Source organism: Enterococcus sp. AZ088, assembly GCF_051714845.1.
GTDB classification, from domain to species: domain Bacteria; phylum Bacillota; class Bacilli; order Lactobacillales; family Enterococcaceae; genus Enterococcus; species Enterococcus faecalis.
In genome coordinates this window covers 1,384,189-1,400,732 of sequence record NZ_JBIOSQ010000001.1, presented here as the reverse complement: position 1 = coordinate 1,400,732, position 16,544 = coordinate 1,384,189, and the positions used below count along the sequence as shown (strand labels likewise).

Below are 16,544 nucleotides of genomic sequence, written 5' to 3'. Positions count from 1 at the left end.
AAGTTCTCTCATTCCGTGTTAGATTTAAGTTAATAAACCCATTAAAGGTGGTGAGAGAGATGAATAATTACGATTTATGGAAATGGGCTGCCGGGAAACGAACCGAAAAAGATAAAAATGAAACCTATAGCGCCAAAAATTGGTGGTATGTTTTACTAATGCTCGGTGTATTTGTAGGGATCATGTTGTTGTATTATTTAATCTCTGTGCTTTGGAATTAAGGGAAAATAGGCAAATGAGGAATTAAGAATAAAAAAAGACACCTTTTCAGGTGTCTTTTTTAACAGGATTCAGACAATGATAGCTGAATCGGAATAGGATAATTTTCCTCGAGTGCAACATCAGGATCCATCATTCTACGAAGCAGTAAGTCAATCATAACGTCACACATCTCGTCGATCGGCTGCACAATGGTTGATAGTTGAGGGGCAATTCTTTTGATTAATTTTGTCCCATCATAACCAATTACTTTTAATTCTTCAGGAATGGATATCTTCAATTTTTGAGCAATATTCATAACTGTAATTGCTGTCAAATCATCTGTACAAAAGATGCCGTCTACAGTTTTATTTTGAAGCAAACGTTCGATTTCTAGATTTTTTAATGTTGTTGAGGTCCCATTATCAATTTGTAGAATCGTTTTTTCTGCGCCATATTTTTCCATTGTTTGTTTATAACCAGCCAATCGATAATCGCTAGGTGCGCCTGTGTTATTAGCACCAGTAATAATTGCAATCTTTTGTGCACCACTTGCAAATAAGGCTTCAGTGGCTTTTTGGCCCCCTTGAAAGTTTTGCGAAGAGACAATTGGAATGCCAGGTGCCAAGAAACGGTCAAAGGAAACAATAGGTAGTGAAACATTTTCATATTCGTTAATAGCTAAGTTATGGCTACCAGTGATTACACCGTCCACTTTATTTGCAGCGAGCATTCGTAAATAGGCGCGCTCTTTTTCTGGATCTTTTTCACTATCACATAAAATCACTTTATATCCTTGAACAAAGAGCTTTCTTTCCAGTGTTTCAATTAATTCACCAAAAAATGGATGACTAACAGAAGGGAAGACTAAACCAATCAGCTGCGTACTTTTTCCTTGGAGGCTTCTGGCTAATCCATTAGGTTGATAATTTAATTCTTCCATCGCTTGATGAACTTTATCAATTGTTTTTTGACTAAGATAACCATAATTATTAATCACGCGGCTTACCGTTGTCGGGCTCACCCCAGCAAGCTTTGCTACATCCGTTAATTTAACCACCATCAAAATTCACCATCATTCCTAATTATTCGTATTTTCCAGCTCATAAAAACAAGCTTTTGCCGTCTTGGATAGATGAAGATACTGTTGCGCTTTATCTGGAAAGAAGCGACCAGTCATCGTTTTTTCACCTTTATTTACATAGATTTCTGCAACAGAGCAATCAACAAAAATAGTTAACTGAACTGACTTATTTTTCCTAATTTTAGTTTCACGAATTGTGCCATACTTTTCAGCAAAAGGTTGGCCAGCAAATGTTCGATCAAGGGTTATTTTACCATGAATCGTATCAATTGTAATTAAAAGTCCTTTTGAACCCGTTTCGTTCGCTAAAAGCCGAATAAAAGCAATCTCATTTTTGGGAATATCCACTTCTAATTCAAAAGAAGCAGTAGATAAAAAATGGCAGCCATTTGATAAAGTAGTGGCGGATTGACGAAGCATTTCTGTTTCAGAAACTGGATATTGAAATAGTTTCCCGTTGTGAATTGTGAGTTCTTTAACCAGACTTAAGCCATTTGCCCAACCCTCCACATCACTTGGGTAAGTGATTTCTGGCAACCCAATCCAACTGACCGCAAGTGCACGACCATCTGGCGCATTAAAGGCTTGAGTGGCGTAGACATCAAACCCTTCATCTAAATTTTCAAAAGGTCCAGCCTGAACTAAAGAAAGATTCTCCAAATCAAACGTTTCAGCCAATGTGTACATATTCGGATAGATATTCTGATAACTTTTTACAGATGGAGATAGACCTTGTGGGCAAAATAATAAGACAGGCTGGCCATCAATAAATACCAAATTGGGGCATTCAACCATGTAGCCTAATTCTTGGTCGGTGAACGTCAATTCGCCAAGTTGATGAAAATTGTGTACGTTTCGATCTTTAGAAAAATAGACCACAATTTTTCCTTGTCCATTTAAATCACTAGCACCAATTAATAAAACAAGTCCTTCTTGATAAGGAAATACCATCGGATCACGAAAATGGGAAGAATAATTGGGGTCAATTGGTAGGAATGGTGTTGATTCCTTTGTGATCGCACCTAAAGAATTCAGCCATGCAATATTTTGATATGCAAATCGTTGCCAAGTTTGATCACGAACATTTCCTGTATAAAATAAACATAGTTGGTTATCTATTGGTAAAGCTGAGCCTGAATAGACGCCATGAGAATCATATTCAGAGTCGGGAGAAAGGGCAATTCCTTCATAATCCCAGTGAATTAAGTCGGAGGAAGTTAAGTGGGCCCAACTTTTTAGTCCGTGAACACTCCCAAAAGGAAACGCTTGATAAAATAAATGCCACTGGTTATTGAAATACGAAAAACCGTTGGGATCATTTAGTAGTCCTGTCTGTGGTTGAATATGATACTTAAAACGCCAACTAGATTGCGCGATAATAGAAGTTAGATTTTCGAGGTGAGCAGATGTCCAAGAAGAATAAGGCGCATAACGTAATTCATCAGTCCATTGGTTCATGATGCTTGACATAAGTAATGTCTCCTTTATTAGAAAATAGTAGTTAGTCTAATAGTATAAACAAATTAGAAAAAAGTCAAACGTATAACATATATAAATCTATTTAAATCAAAATAATATTATAATTTACATTTATTTATGATAAACGTTTGACATATTACGCAAAAACGAGTATCATACAAAATGTAAAAACGGTTACAGAAAAAATTAACAGGACTAGTTTAAGAGTGAGGAGAACCAGAATGAACAGAAATTGGTGGCAAAAAGAAGTGGCCTATCAAATTTATCCACGTAGCTTTTCGGATAGTAATAATGACGGAATTGGTGATTTACAAGGCATTATTCAAAAACTGGATTACTTAGAAAATTTAGGAATTACGCTGATTTGGCTGAGTCCAATGTACCCGTCGCCAATGGCTGACAATGGATATGATATTTCAGACTATTATGGTATTTCTAGCGATTTTGGTACAATGGCAGACTTCGATGAACTCATTGAAGAAGCAAAAAAACGAAACATAAAAGTTATTTTAGATTTGGTGGTAAACCATACATCTGATGAGCATGCTTGGTTTCAAGATGTTTTAAAAAATCCTCAAAGTCGTTTTCGAGACTTTTATATTATAAAAGAAGGACGAGAAGCACCTACAAATTGGCGTTCTAACTTCGGTGGTAGTGTTTGGGAAAAATTACCTGGGGAAGATGCCTACTACTTTCATGCCTTTCATAAAAAACAGCCGGATTTAAATTGGGAAAATCCTGAACTACGCAAAGAAATCTATCAAATGATCCGTTTTTGGTTAAACAAAGGAATTGCTGGTTTTCGTGTAGATGCGATTAATTTTATTAAGAAAGATTTGACTTGGACAAACTTACCTGCTGATGGGGCAGATCAATTAGCCAAAGTAACAAAAGCGAGTAGAAATATGCCAGGAATGAGTGACTTTCTGAACGAGTTAAAAGAAAAAGCTTTTGCTGGTTTTGATATTGTCACAGTTGCTGAAGCGGCCGGCGTCAATTATCCAAATTTATCAGAATTTATTGGAGAAACAGGGTATTTCGACATGATTTTTGACTTCAAATGGGCTGATTTGGATGTGAAATCAGGAAGCGAATGGTTTTATAGAATCGATTGGTCTTGGAATGATTTACGCACATTAATTTTCAAACAGCAAGAAGCCATGCAAGAGGCTGGTTGGAGTGCAAATTTTATCGAAAATCATGATCAACCTCGAGCGACAACGAAATATTTAAAAGAACAGGCTCAACAGCCAAATGCGGTTAAAACATTCGGCGCCATGTATTTCTTTTTAAGGGGCACTCCTTTTATTTACCAAGGACAAGAATTAGGAATGACCAATTTTGAAAGGGGTTCGATTGATGAATTCGATGATATTTCTAGCATTGATCAATACTATCGAGCAATAAAAGAAGGATTTACGCCCAAAGAAGCCTTGTCACTTGTCAATTTGCGTAGTCGAGACAATGCCCGCACGCCTTTTCCATGGAATGATTCTATGTATGGCGGTTTTTCAAGCGTCAAACCTTGGTTAGGAATGGTGGATAATTATAAAGAAATCAATGCCAAAGCAGAAATAAAAAATAGTCAAAGTATTTTTCATTTCTATAAGCGGATGATTGCATTTCGTCAAAAGAGTCCCTATACAGACATCTTACTTTATGGAACATTTGAGGGACTATCAAATCTTCCAGATAATGTTATTGCTTATAAACGCAAATTAAATGAAAAAACGATTTACGCCTTTTTTAATTTTGGTGAGGCGGCTCCAATCCCTCATTATTTAGTTAAGGGCACAGTTATTTTTGATACACAGTCTGAAGAACGAGAGCAGTTAGTTCAGCAGGGAACATTATTAAAAAACTATCAAGGACTATTGATTACTATAAATGAGTAGCTAGGAGGAGTATAACATGGCAGAAAATTATCAGCAGGCAGCCAAAGACATTATTCAATTAATCGGTATGGATAACATTATATCGGTCACCCATTGTCAAACGCGGTTACGTTTTATTTTGAAGGACCACGAACAAGTAGATGGTAAACAACTAGAAAAAATCGATTTAGTCAAGGGTGTTTTTTATAATGGTGGTCAATACCAAGTGATTTTAGGAACTGGTATTGTGACTAAAGTGTATGATGAACTAGAAAAACTTGGAATCAATGTTGTGTCAAAAGCAGAGCAAACAGCAATTTTAAAAAATAATGAAACGGGCATGCGCAAAACAATGCGCATTTTAAGTGAAATATTCATTCCAATTGTTCCAGTAATTGCAGCAACAGGATTGTTCCTAGGGTTAAAAGGTGTTATTTTTAACGACACTTTTTTACAATTATTCGGAGCAAGTGTAGCCAATATTCCTGAAAGCTTTCAACAAATTGTCTCTGTCATTACAGATACCGTCTTTGCCTTTTTGCCAGCTTTGATTGTTTGGTCTACCTTTAAAGCATTTAATGCGACGCCTGTAATCGGGATTGTTATTGGTTTAATGATGGTATCACCCATTTTACCAAACGCTTATGCAGTTGCAACACCAGATTCTGGCGTGAAAGCTATTATGGCTTTTGGTTTTATCCCAGTTGTCGGTGCACAAGGTTCCGTTTTAAGTGCAATTGCTGCTGGTATAATTGGCGCAAAGATTGAACTTTTTTTCCGAAAAAAGATGCCGAATATTCTCGATCAAATTTTTACACCTTTTATGACTATGTTAATTACTTTTTTAATCATGATTCTCGGTATTGGCCCAATTTTGCACACCGTTGAGTTAGGCATGGTAGATGTTGTCCAATGGTTGATTGGGTTGCCCTTAGGACTAGGTGGTTTCGTGATTGGTGCCTCATATCCTTTAATGGTTTTGATTGGTATTCATCATACACTAACTATGGTAGAAACATCATTATTAGCAAATACAGGATTTAATGCATTGATTACAATATGTGCCATGTATGGGTTTGCCAACGTTGGCAGTTGTTTAGCCTTTGCGAAAAAAGCGCAAGATAGCAAAGTGAAGTCGACAGCCATTGGTTCTATGTTGTCTCAATTATTTGGAGTTAGTGAGCCTGTGTTATTTGGATTACTTATTCGTTGGAACTTAAAACCGCTGCTATGTGTCTTGTTTACGTCAGGTTTAGGCGGAGCAATCTTAGCTATTTTTCATATTCAATCAAATTCTTATGGATTAGCCGTTATTCCTTCTTTCTTAATGTATATCTATAGTGCACATCAATTAGTGATCTATTTATTAGTCGCACTTTTATCTGTCGGTGTATGTTATGCATTAACCAGTCTATTTGCAATTCCACAAGAGGTTTTAATTTCAGATAAAGTAATCGAAGAGGAAGAACGCGAAGTCTTTGAAATGCAACATAACACCTTAGATGAACAACTTTTTTCTCCGGTAACTGGTTACGCCATGAATCTTACTGCTGTTAATGACCCAGTATTTTCAAGCGAGATGATGGGCAAAGGTTTAGCAATCATGCCAACAGCGAACAAGGTTTACGCGCCTGCAGATGGTTTATTAAACTTGGTTGCAGAAACTGGGCACGCTTATGGTATCCAAACGGACGCAGGAGCTGAAGTATTAATTCATATAGGAATTGATACTGTCACATTGGGGCAGGAGGTCTTTCAGACACAAGTAACCCAAGGTCACCGTGTTAAAAAAGGAGATCTTTTAGGAACGTTCGATCGAAAAGCCATTAAAGAAGCTGGGCTTGACTCAACTGTCATGGTTATCATTACAAATACTTCAAGTTATTTAAGCGTAGAGCCAATGATGTCAGATCATAATGAAATTACGCCGGAACAAATCATTTTAAATCTAAATACACCTAACTAAACAAAAGAACAGCAAGAAGTAGTTATCACTTCTTGCTGTTCTTTTTCTTAATAAAAAACCAATGATTTTCGGTTGTATTTGTCTATCCGTTTGTAGTATGATTGAGTCAGTTTTAAAGGAAACATGCCAAGTATGGAAGACCATACTTGACACGCATTGACTAATTAAACATGGGGAACGTTGCCATAAGTTGATGTTCCAGTCAATAATGCAAGTAAATCAAACATAGCATGTACCTCCTTTAATTGATAATCAAAGTATAACATTTTTTAATGAATTTACATAATAATACAAGTGGAGGTCTGTTCGTGAAGGTAGCAGGAGACAAAATAAAACAAGCGAGAAAACTTAAAAAAATCACACAATCAGAGCTGGCTAACGGCATCTGTACGCAAGCAACAATTAGTAATATTGAAAACCGTAATCTATGTGACAGTTTAGATATTTTCTCATCTATTTGCCTCCGATTAGATTTAGAAGTAGAAGAATGTATGATGATTTCTGAAGAAAAGAAAATTGAAAATCTACTAAACAAAGTCGAGGATTTATCTTTACGGTTATTTCACTTAGAGGCCTACAATTTATTACAAGAAGTGCCTGAAGGTCTTATCTTATCTAATAATGAACTAACGACTAAATTGTTATATTATAAGGGAATTACTTGTTTATTAGGAAAAAAAGATAAAGCAGAGGCCTTGTTTTACCTATACCGGGGCGCGGAAATTGACCGTAAAGTCAATATTTACAACATTTTAAGCCTGAATGCGCTAGGTACGCTATATGAACTGGAAAAAGATATGAGAAAAGCGCAAGTGTATTACGAAAAATCATTACAAGAATTGGAACAATTTAAATTAGAATGTTCCTTGGAGCGCTGTAGAATTTATTATAATTCTGCTAAATTCTACTCGGAAATAAAAGATTACCAAAAAAGTGTCATTTTAAGCGAAAAAGGGATTCAGATTTGTCGTGACAAACACTCCATTTATTTGCTAGATTATCTTTTATATGAAAAAGCCTTTAACAAACAAATGCTCGGGGAAGACACAGCCGATGACTATCGTCAAGCCTATTATTTTACACAATTTTTTGGCAATACAGAAGTCCTACAATATATTGAGAAAGATATGAAAGCTTTTAATATTTCCTATTAATTTAATCAAAAAGCCGATAAAAGCTGAAAACCCAGTTTTTATCGGCTTTTTGAAAAGTCTAGGCAAGTTGCTTTTAAAAATCAGCAGTCACGGTTACGATAAGCAAGACGAAGTATTTAGGAGGATTTAAAAATGAAAAGAGTAATGTGGTTTAGACGTGATTTACGATTACAAGATAATAAAGCATTAGCACACGCGTTACAAAATTCTGCAGCTGATGAATTGATTTTATTATTCCAAATGAATCCTCAACAATTTATTCAAGAAAGTGCTAATCATAACGCTTTTTTTGCAAGTTTAGCCTCGTTTAAAGAACGAATCGATCAAGAGGCACATTTACAAATCATGGTCGGCGAACCATTAGATTTATTTTCACGTTTGAAACGCAAATTACCCGATTGGCAGGCCATTTATTTTAATGAAGATACTTGTGGCTTTGGGGCAAAGCGGGACCAGCAAGCTATGCGCTTTTTTGAAGAAAATAATATTCAGTCTTTCTCTTTTCAAGATGCCTATTTGCATGGCTCTGAAGAAATTAAGAAGAACGATGGCAGTAAGTACCAAGTGTTTACGCCCTATTACAATAAATGGAAAGAGGCGCCTAAAGAAACACCGATTCCTGTTTCCTATACAGCTGAAAAAATTTTTAGTGCGTGTCTTTTTCCAGAAGAGGAGGCAGCTTATCGTGAACAGATTGCGAGGATTCCTTTAAAACACTATAGTATCGGCGAAAAAACAGCCAGAAGGTGCTTAAATACTTTTATTGATCAAAAACTTCAATCCTATGAAAATAAGCGTGATTTTCCTTATCAGGATCAAACGAGTCATCTGTCTACTTTTTTAAGAACGGGAGAGCTTTCGATTCGCACCATTTGGCAAGAGCTTGCATCTGCGCCTTCTAGCTTAAGTAAAGAAACCTTCAAAAAAGAATTAGCTTGGCGTGACTTTTACAATATGATCTATAGTGCGTTTCCACAACAAAAAGAGGAAGCTATTCAAGAAAAATTTCGTTATATTCAATGGACAAATGACCCAGAAATGTTTGTCAAGTGGCAAAAAGGGGAGACGGGGTACCCTATAATTGATGCCGCAATGCGACAACTGAATCAAACTGGTTGGATGCACAACCGCTTAAGAATGATTACTGCCTCTTTTTTAGTTAAAAATTTACACATCGATTGGCGTTGGGGTGAAAAATACTTTCAAAAAATGTTGATTGATTATGATGCCGCCAATAATATCGGTGGCTGGCAATGGGCTGCTTCGACAGGAACGGACGCTGTCCCGTATTTTCGGATTTTTAATCCAATTATCCAGTCAAAAAAATTTGATAATGACGGCCAGTTCATCAAAAAATATGTTCCAGAACTTAAGCAAGTGCCACAAAAGTATATTCATCAACCAAATCTAATGAACGAAGCTTTACAAACGCAATATCATGTACATTTAGGAGAAAATTATCCAAAACCCATTGTCGATTATGCATCAAGTAAAAAACAAACATTGTTTCTATATGAAGCGAGCAAAGAAATTCATCAAGAAATGAACAATCCAAGGTTTAAATAAACAGTAAACCCAACTAGCTTAGCAAACAACTTGTAAGGTTAGTTGGGTAAATTAATTAGTCGAAAGAGAGGTGCAATTTATCGGCTAAAGTTTTTTTATTTTATTCTAGTTTACATAATATACATTATACAAAGTAGAGTAAAAAGCATTGAAAAGCAAACAAAACCAGTCCTTAGTTTATCTAGACTGGTTTTGTCACGTACGTTATATAAATTATGCTTGTTGATTAATTGCTTGTGCGACACGTGCTCCATATTCCGGATTTACTCTAGCGAACAAATCAATTTGACGCGCGATGATTTCTTGATTTTTCACTTGACCTAAAGATGCCGCTATATTGTTAATTAAGTTTTCTTTTTCTTCGCTTGGCAGCAAGTTATACAAAGCGTTTGCTTGTGTAAAGTGATCTTGATTATAGCTATAATTACCAACATTTCCCTCAACTTCAAAGGAACTAATTTTCGCCTTAGGATCTTCTTTTGGTGTTTCAGTATAACTATTTGGTTCGTAATTAATTTCGCTATTGCCATTGTTAAAACGCATATTGCCGTCTTTTTGGTAGTTATTTACAGGCGCTTTTGCTTGGTTGATCGGCAATTGGTGACTATTAGCGCCCACGCGATGACGATGTGCGTCCCCATAAGCGAACAAACGTCCTTGCAATAATTTATCTGGAGAAGCTTCAATACCAGGAACGAAATTCCCTGGTGAAAAGGTTACTTGTTCAACCTCTGCAAAATAATTCTCTGGATTTCTATTTAAAGTCATCGTGCCAACTTCAATCAGCGGATACTCTTTTTGAGAAACCGTTTTTGTTACATCAAAAAGAGTTTCTTTCATTGTTAACGCATCTGCATACGGGATAATTTGCACAGATAATGTCCAAGAAGGAAATTCTTGATTTTCAATTGCATTATGCAAATCTTCAATATGGAAATCTGGGTTTTTCCCAGCAATTTCTTCTGCTAATTGACTCTCTAGATTTTTGATTCCTTGGTTCGTCTTGAAGTGATATTTAACAAAAAATACTTCTCCAGCAGCATTGACCCATTTGAATGTATGGCTACCAAAACCATGCATATGACGGAACGACAACGGAATGCCACGATCACTCATTAAAATTGTTACTTGATGAAGGCTTTCAGGTGAATGAGACCAAAAATCCCAAACAGCTTCTGGACTTTTCAAATGCGTCCGTGGATTTCTTTTTTGGCTATGAATAAAATCTGGAAATTTAATTGCATCACGAATGAAAAAAATGGGCGTATTATTGCCAACTAAGTCGTAATTTCCTTCGTCTGTATAGAATTTAAGCGCAAAACCGCGAGGATCACGCAATGTATCTGATGAACCTAATTCTCCAGCTACAGTTGAAAAACGAGCGAATAAAGGTGTTTCTTTGCCAACTTCAGATAAAAAATCGGCTTTAGTATATTGTGCCATTGATTGGCTCACCTTGAAAATCCCATGAGCACCAGCACCTTTGGCATGAACAACCCGTTCTGGCACACGCTCACGATTAAAATGAGCTAATTTTTCTAATAAATGAACGTCTTGGATTAGGACAGGACCAAATTCTCCTGCAGTTAGCGAATTTTGATTATCGCCAACTGGACTTCCTTGTGACGTAGTTAAATGTTGATTTTTCACCTAAAACACTCCTTCATCTAAAATTATACTCATTGTATAAAAAAACCACTCTGCATAACAAAAATAATGCTTAAAAACACTCAAAAACATTTGTTATTTAATAGAATGATTAAAAATAGCAGTAGAATTTAAATCAAAAACAAATATATTAACTTTAAACTGTTTACACCACCAAAAATAACAACCAATAATTCAAAGAAAACTAAAATGCTGTTTTTTTATTCAAAAAAGACCTAGCATCCCAATCATGCTAGGTCTTTCGTTACTTTTTTTGAGCGACCGTTTTTATTGGTCATTCAGCGTTATTGATTGATCGCAACAGTCGTGTCTTCAGTCGATAGACCTGTCATAGAGGTGCTATCGGAAAATATTTTTTCAACTTCTTGTTCTGATAAAATATTTTCTTTCTTAGGCATTGAAATCGTCGCTTTTTTGGCTTTTTGTGTAATGCTAATTTTACTAGATAATGATTCAAGTCCCATGTCAACGTTCTTGTCTTGTTGCGGTTTCACATTAATCAACATATTTGTTTTATTTTCTTTTGTATTAACAGAAACTTTGGCAGAAACATCTTTGACTTTTTCGAAAGGATCTTGTTCTTTACCTTTCTCAGATGCTTCTGTCGTAATTTTGATTAACTTTTGTAATTCTTTTTTTGTAAACGTATGGGTAATGGTGTCCCCTTTTTTCTCGAACGTATCCTTGTCTAATCCTTCTAAAAACTCTTTGTATTCCTTAGCAGACTGTTTTCGTTCTTTTTCCGATTCTTGATACTCTTTGATTGTATCTTGCCATTCTTTCGTACTTTCCTCGTTCATGGCTAAAAGATCAATGTATTTTCCTTTTAGTTTTTCTGTATCTAACTGAGAACTATCGATAGCACCGTCAGTCATTGAGTCTGCGACAGCGACAATATATTCCATCATATCTGTTGCTAAATAGAGTTTTGGCTCTTTGCCCTCGTTATCTAACGATCCAACCAATGAAATCGGTACATCCATGCCCATCGCTTTTAATTTCATCTCTAAGTTGAATGCTTTTTCTTTTTTGGCATCTACTTGAATCTTCCCAGAAAGCGATGCGTCTTTGATTTGCGTGATGAGCATCCCAATCATAGGATTCGTTTGTGCACCATCTTCTTGTGAAAATTTCATGTCACTAATTGACATAGAGAAATCCCAAACCCCAGATTCTTGTGCGTTTTGATTGCCAATCCCTTGAATGAACTCATCTTTCGCACTTTTGCCACAGCCTGTCAGTAACAAAGCTGAACAGAAAACGCCTGCGACAATCCCGACTTTTCTTTTTAACACACTTTTTCCCCCTCATTATATAAAAAATTAATTCCCTTTTATTAAGAATAGCAAACATTGCTTATAAATAGCAATGTTTAATTTTAGATTTCCTCTCTTTTAATAAGTGGGATTGATTTAATCTTTTAGGTTTGAATCATTAAGCTGTATTATTTTTAAAATAAAATTGCTTTTCGCCAAAAAATACTGGGAAAAGTTCTGCTAAACTGCCAGCTAAAGGACCTTCTCGCAATTCTTTTTCAGTGACCCAAAACAAGGGTTGTTCCGTTTCTTCTGGTAGTTCATCCGCTGTTTCTGCAATGAATAATGTGGCTAATTCCCGCGCACCCGAACAATCATTCAGCCATTCTGCAACACCTACTAATTGTGGCTTTAGCACTAAGCCTGTTTCTTCAAGGAGTTCGCGAACCATGGCTGTTTCCATGCCCTCTTTTTTTTCAACATGCCCGCCAGGGAACGTCCAACCAGGCCAATCCTTTTTTTGTCGTTCTTGCACAAGGATTTCATTTTTCTGATTTCTAATCATACATAATGTTGTTAATTCCACTTCAAAATTCCGTTTCATTTGGCACCTCATCATTTTTTCCTTTGTTAAGGTTACGATACAGAAAAACAGAGAAAGATTCAACTAAGAATTTTCTCTGTTTTATCATCTAGCTCTTTAATAAGTCGTATTGCGATTGATATAAATGATGATATAACGCATGTTTTGCCATTAGTTGATCATGAGATCCTTCTTCCACAATACGACCACCATCAATATAGAAAATTTTATCGCTATTTTTGATGGTAGAAAGTCGATGAGCAATAATAAACGATGTCCGTCCTTTCAGAAGTTGTTGTAGTCCTTCTTGTAACAATTCTTCTGTTTTTGTATCAATACTGGAGGTAGCTTCGTCTAAAATTAAAATTTTGGGATCTGCCAGTAAAGCACGAGCAAATGAAATTAATTGGCGTTGTCCTGCCGAGAGAGTACTCCCCCGCTCTTCCACAACTGTTTCATAGCCATCTTTTAAATCTTTGATAAAGTCGTGGGCACGAACAATTTTTGCGGCTTGGATGACTTCTTCCTCTGTGGCTGCTAAATTTCCGTACCGAATGTTTTCAATAATTGTTCCTGAAAAAATAAACGTATCTTGAAGCATTACCCCCATTTGTTTTCTTAACGAACGGAGTGTCACATCGCGAACATCATAACCATCAATTTTAACGGCCCCTTCATTCACATCATAAAAACGACTTAACAAATTGATGATTGTTGTTTTACCCGCACCTGTTGGCCCAACCAAGGCGATTGTTTGTCCTGGCTCAATATGAAAACTAACATCGGTCAAAATATTTTTTCCTTCTTCATAACGGAAATAAACATGCTGAAAGTCGACGGTTCCTTTAATTGGCGGCAACGCAATAGCGTGCGGCGCATCTTGAATTTCTGGAACAACATCCATCGTTTCAAAAATCCTTTCCAAATAGGCAGTTGCAGTAATCAGAGAATTGTAGAAGTTACCAATATTGATGACCGGATTCCAAAAGTTATTGATATAACCGATAAAAGCAATTAGCGTCCCAGTAGTAACGGACACACCTAATTGACGGATTCCTACGAAATAGATAAAACAAGTCGTAATGACGGATATATTTTGCACTGCTGGCCATAATAAATACTGGACACGCACAGCTTTCATAAAGGATTGACGATATTCTTCGCTTACCTCGTTAAAAATTTGGAAATTTTCATCTTCTCGTGCAAAAGATTGTGTAATTTTAATTCCTGAAATACTTTCATGAATATAGGCATTTAAGTTTGATTGTTTATTGCTAAGCTCTTGGTAAGCTTTCCGTTGTTTCCCTTGAATAAACAGAACTATCACGAATAACACAGGCAATAGCAGTAAACTGTATAAGGTTAATTTCACATCAATAAATAACATGAAAATTAAGGTGATAATCACATTAAATAAATCAGAAATTAAATTGATCAATCCGTTACTTAGTAAATCACTTAACGTATTGATGTAATTGACCACCCGAATTAAGATTTTTCCATGCGGCCGACTGTCAAAATAAGAAAATGGTAATTTTTGTAGATGCTCAAAAATTGAAAAACGCATATCTTTTAAAATATCTTGTCCAATTTCTGTGATGGCATATATCCGATAACGCATACACCAACCAATAATCACCAAGGAAAATAGGAAAATAGCCCCTAGTATCAAGAGTAACGAGAGATTCTTTTGTGGAATTACTTGGTCAATCGCAATTTTAGTAAAGTAAGGGCCTAACATACTTGCCAGATTAGCTAATATGATGACAAATAATGTTTTAAAAACAGCTTTTTTGTAAGGCTTAATATAGGCGCCTAATCGTTTATAATGAGACCAATTAAATTCTTTTTCTAAAGTCTCATCCACATCAAACGTATTTCTAGCCACGCGACTCACCTTCCTTTGTCAGACCTAATTGTTTTTGATATACGTCAAAATATTTGCCTTTTTGTTCGACTAATTCGCTATGCGTACCGCTTTCCACCACACGGCCTTTTTCCATCATCAAAATTAAATTGGCCTCTCTCACAGAAGAAATTCGGTGGGCAATAATAAATGTCGTTTTCTTTTCCGTCAAACGGCCTAGTTCTTTTTGAATTTTTGATTCTGTTTCCATATCAACAGCGGAAGTTGTGTCATCTAAAATTAAAATAGCTGGATCTTTGGTTAAGGCACGGGCCAGTGAAATCCGCTGTTTTTGGCCACCAGATAGGCCAACGCCGCGTTCACCAACAATTGTTGCATAACCTTCAGGCATTCTGGAAATAAAGCTATGGGCATCAGCAATTTCAGCCATCATTTGCACTTGTTCCAAGTTAGCCAATGTATTACCAAAAGCAATGTTATCTTCTATCGTATTGGAAAAAAGAAAGACATCTTGCATAACCATGGAGATATTTTCTCGCAATTTACGAACAGAATAGCTTTTAGCATCTTTTCCATCAATATAAACAGTGCCTTTGGTTGGATCATAGAACCGAGCGATTAAGTTAACTAAAGTGGTTTTGCCTGAACCAGTTTCCCCTAAAATACCAATTGTTTCACCAGGTTTTGCTGAAAATGAAACATCCGATAAAATGGGGGTTTCTGGATCATCTGAAAAATGAAAGGACACGTGATCAAACGTCACATAGCCTTGGATTGGTTCCGCTTCTTTTTCCCGAGCGATGGGAATCTTCGGTTTCGTTGCTAATAACTGACGAATTTTAATGGACGATGCCGTAAAGCGTTGCACATCATTGATCAACCAGCCACTCATTCGCATCGGCATGTTCAACATCCAGAGAAAGCCGTTAAAGGCCACTAAATCACCAATTGTCATCCGACCTTGAATTACAAAGAGGCCACCAAGAACTAAGGCAATAACATTTAAACTACCTGCAAAACCGTCTAACCACGGTAAATATTTTTTAGAGACATCTGCGGAAGCCATATTCCATTTTTTATAGTCTTCATTGTGCTTGTTAAACTTTTCAATTTCATAAGGTTCTTGAGAAAAAGCTTTAACCACCCGATTTCCACCAATATTTTCTTCGACCATTGAATTTAACCGAGAAAAACTTTCCCGAATCTCAAAAAATACCGGATGCGATTCCTTCGACATTTTTTGTGTTAACAGAAAAATCAAAGGTGTAATTAAAATTAATGCCAGCATTAATTGCCAATTGATCGTCCCCATCACAATCACGGCTGCGATGAACCATAAAATACATTCTAAGAGGTTATAAGTGACCCAAGAAACAAAATGGCGGATAGCGTCTGTATCCCCTGTCATTCGCGCCATAATATCGCCAACACGTGTATGATTAAAGAAATCAAAATCTAATTCTTGAAGTTTGACATACATATCTTTTCTTAAGTCAAATAACGCAGATTGTCCAACCGATTCAAACAAGACTTGATAACTATAACGAACAACTGTCCGAATAACGGTCACCCCAATCATAATCCCAAGAATTGGGACAAGCTCTTCAGTTTTCCCCTGATTGATTACTTGGTCTACAATTCTGCCAGATAACAATGGAATAATAACAATTAAAATAGCGTTAATAACGACAAAAATAACAGCTAGCAGTAACTTATTCTTATTTTTTTTAGCATATTGCCAAATCCATTCAAAACTATTCATTTTCTCCCCTACTCTCTCTTGTTTTTATGGACGTGTATAAGATTACTGTTTTTTTATAGGAAAAGAAATGGGCATTCTTGTATATTT

12 protein-coding genes are annotated in these 16,544 nt (G+C 36.1%); 5 read left to right on the top strand and 7 right to left on the bottom strand.

All coding sequences use genetic code 11. The features are described 5' to 3' along the window. The first annotated feature begins 59 nt into the window (after positions 1-59). On the top strand, positions 60-221 hold the full coding sequence (locus tag IGL17_RS06900) for a hypothetical protein (RefSeq protein WP_002361843.1): 162 nt from the start codon (positions 60-62) through the stop codon (positions 219-221). Positions 222-280: 59 nt separating this feature from the next. On the opposite strand, the gene IGL17_RS06895 is transcribed toward IGL17_RS06900, so the two are convergent. Continuing rightward, on the bottom strand, positions 281-1,261 hold the full coding sequence (locus IGL17_RS06895; RefSeq protein WP_016618368.1) for a LacI family DNA-binding transcriptional regulator: 981 nt from the start codon (positions 1,259-1,261) through the stop codon (positions 281-283). 18 nt (positions 1,262-1,279) lie between these two features. After that, positions 1,280-2,740 carry a sucrose-6-phosphate hydrolase gene (locus IGL17_RS06890; protein WP_016618369.1) on the bottom strand — a complete coding sequence of 487 codons (1,461 nt, stop codon included), beginning with the start codon at positions 2,738-2,740 and terminating at the stop codon, positions 1,280-1,282. Between the two features lie 242 nt (positions 2,741-2,982). On the opposite strand from IGL17_RS06890, the gene IGL17_RS06885 reads away from it, so the two are divergent. The 4 genes from IGL17_RS06885 to IGL17_RS06870 all read left to right on the top strand — a co-directional run bounded on the left by IGL17_RS06885 (position 2,983) and on the right by IGL17_RS06870 (position 9,321). After that, positions 2,983-4,656, top strand: coding sequence for an alpha-glucosidase (locus IGL17_RS06885; RefSeq protein WP_016618370.1), 1,674 nt, complete (start codon positions 2,983-2,985; stop codon positions 4,654-4,656). Positions 4,657-4,672: 16 nt separating this feature from the next. Continuing rightward, a complete protein-coding gene (locus IGL17_RS06880) occupies positions 4,673-6,601 on the top strand; it encodes a sucrose-specific PTS transporter subunit IIBC (protein WP_016618371.1) in 1,929 nt (642 codons plus the stop codon). Between the two features lie 272 nt (positions 6,602-6,873). After that, on the top strand, positions 6,874-7,755 hold the full coding sequence (locus IGL17_RS06875) for a helix-turn-helix domain-containing protein (RefSeq protein WP_002394463.1): 882 nt from the start codon (positions 6,874-6,876) through the stop codon (positions 7,753-7,755). A 132-nt stretch (positions 7,756-7,887) separates the two neighbouring features. Then, positions 7,888-9,321, top strand: coding sequence for a cryptochrome/photolyase family protein (locus tag IGL17_RS06870; RefSeq protein WP_016618372.1), 1,434 nt, complete (start codon positions 7,888-7,890; stop codon positions 9,319-9,321). 213 nt (positions 9,322-9,534) lie between these two features. Here IGL17_RS06870 and IGL17_RS06865 read toward each other — a convergent pair whose 3' ends face one another. The 5 genes from IGL17_RS06865 to IGL17_RS06845 all read right to left on the bottom strand — a co-directional run bounded on the left by IGL17_RS06865 (position 9,535) and on the right by IGL17_RS06845 (position 16,457). Further along, positions 9,535-10,971 (bottom strand): catalase, encoded by a 1,437-nt coding sequence (locus tag IGL17_RS06865; RefSeq protein WP_016618373.1) that lies wholly within the window; start codon positions 10,969-10,971, stop codon positions 9,535-9,537. Positions 10,972-11,273: 302 nt separating this feature from the next. Next, positions 11,274-12,284 (bottom strand): hypothetical protein, encoded by a 1,011-nt coding sequence (locus IGL17_RS06860; RefSeq protein WP_002366704.1) that lies wholly within the window; start codon positions 12,282-12,284, stop codon positions 11,274-11,276. 139 nt (positions 12,285-12,423) lie between these two features. Further along, positions 12,424-12,849 (bottom strand): NUDIX domain-containing protein, encoded by a 426-nt coding sequence (locus IGL17_RS06855; RefSeq protein WP_016618374.1) that lies wholly within the window; start codon positions 12,847-12,849, stop codon positions 12,424-12,426. Between the two features lie 88 nt (positions 12,850-12,937). Beyond that, positions 12,938-14,716, bottom strand: coding sequence for an ABC transporter ATP-binding protein (locus IGL17_RS06850; RefSeq protein WP_016618375.1), 1,779 nt, complete (start codon positions 14,714-14,716; stop codon positions 12,938-12,940). Further along, a complete protein-coding gene (locus IGL17_RS06845; RefSeq protein ID WP_002357553.1) occupies positions 14,709-16,457 on the bottom strand; it encodes an ABC transporter ATP-binding protein in 1,749 nt (582 codons plus the stop codon). Before IGL17_RS06845 ends, IGL17_RS06850 begins: the two co-directional genes overlap by 8 nt. Positions 16,458-16,544 lie beyond the last annotated feature (87 nt).

Bases quoted from the DNA above. Each gene is read 5' to 3' on its own strand.
- IGL17_RS06845 (WP_002357553.1), bottom strand. From the start codon at position 16,457: ATGAATAGTTTTGAATGGATTTGGCAATATGCTAAAAAAAATAAGAAT.
- IGL17_RS06895 (WP_016618368.1), bottom strand. From the start codon at position 1,261: ATGGTGGTTAAATTAACGGATGTAGCAAAGCTTGCTGGGGTGAGCCCG.
- IGL17_RS06900 (WP_002361843.1), top strand. From the start codon at position 60: ATGAATAATTACGATTTATGGAAATGGGCTGCCGGGAAACGAACCGAA.
- IGL17_RS06885 (WP_016618370.1), top strand. From the start codon at position 2,983: ATGAACAGAAATTGGTGGCAAAAAGAAGTGGCCTATCAAATTTATCCA.
- IGL17_RS06875 (WP_002394463.1), top strand. From the start codon at position 6,874: ATGAATTTACATAATAATACAAGTGGAGGTCTGTTCGTGAAGGTAGCA.
- IGL17_RS06880 (WP_016618371.1), top strand. From the start codon at position 4,673: ATGGCAGAAAATTATCAGCAGGCAGCCAAAGACATTATTCAATTAATC.
- IGL17_RS06890 (WP_016618369.1), bottom strand. From the start codon at position 2,740: ATGAACCAATGGACTGATGAATTACGTTATGCGCCTTATTCTTCTTGG.
- IGL17_RS06855 (WP_016618374.1), bottom strand. From the start codon at position 12,849: ATGAAACGGAATTTTGAAGTGGAATTAACAACATTATGTATGATTAGA.
- IGL17_RS06870 (WP_016618372.1), top strand. From the start codon at position 7,888: ATGAAAAGAGTAATGTGGTTTAGACGTGATTTACGATTACAAGATAAT.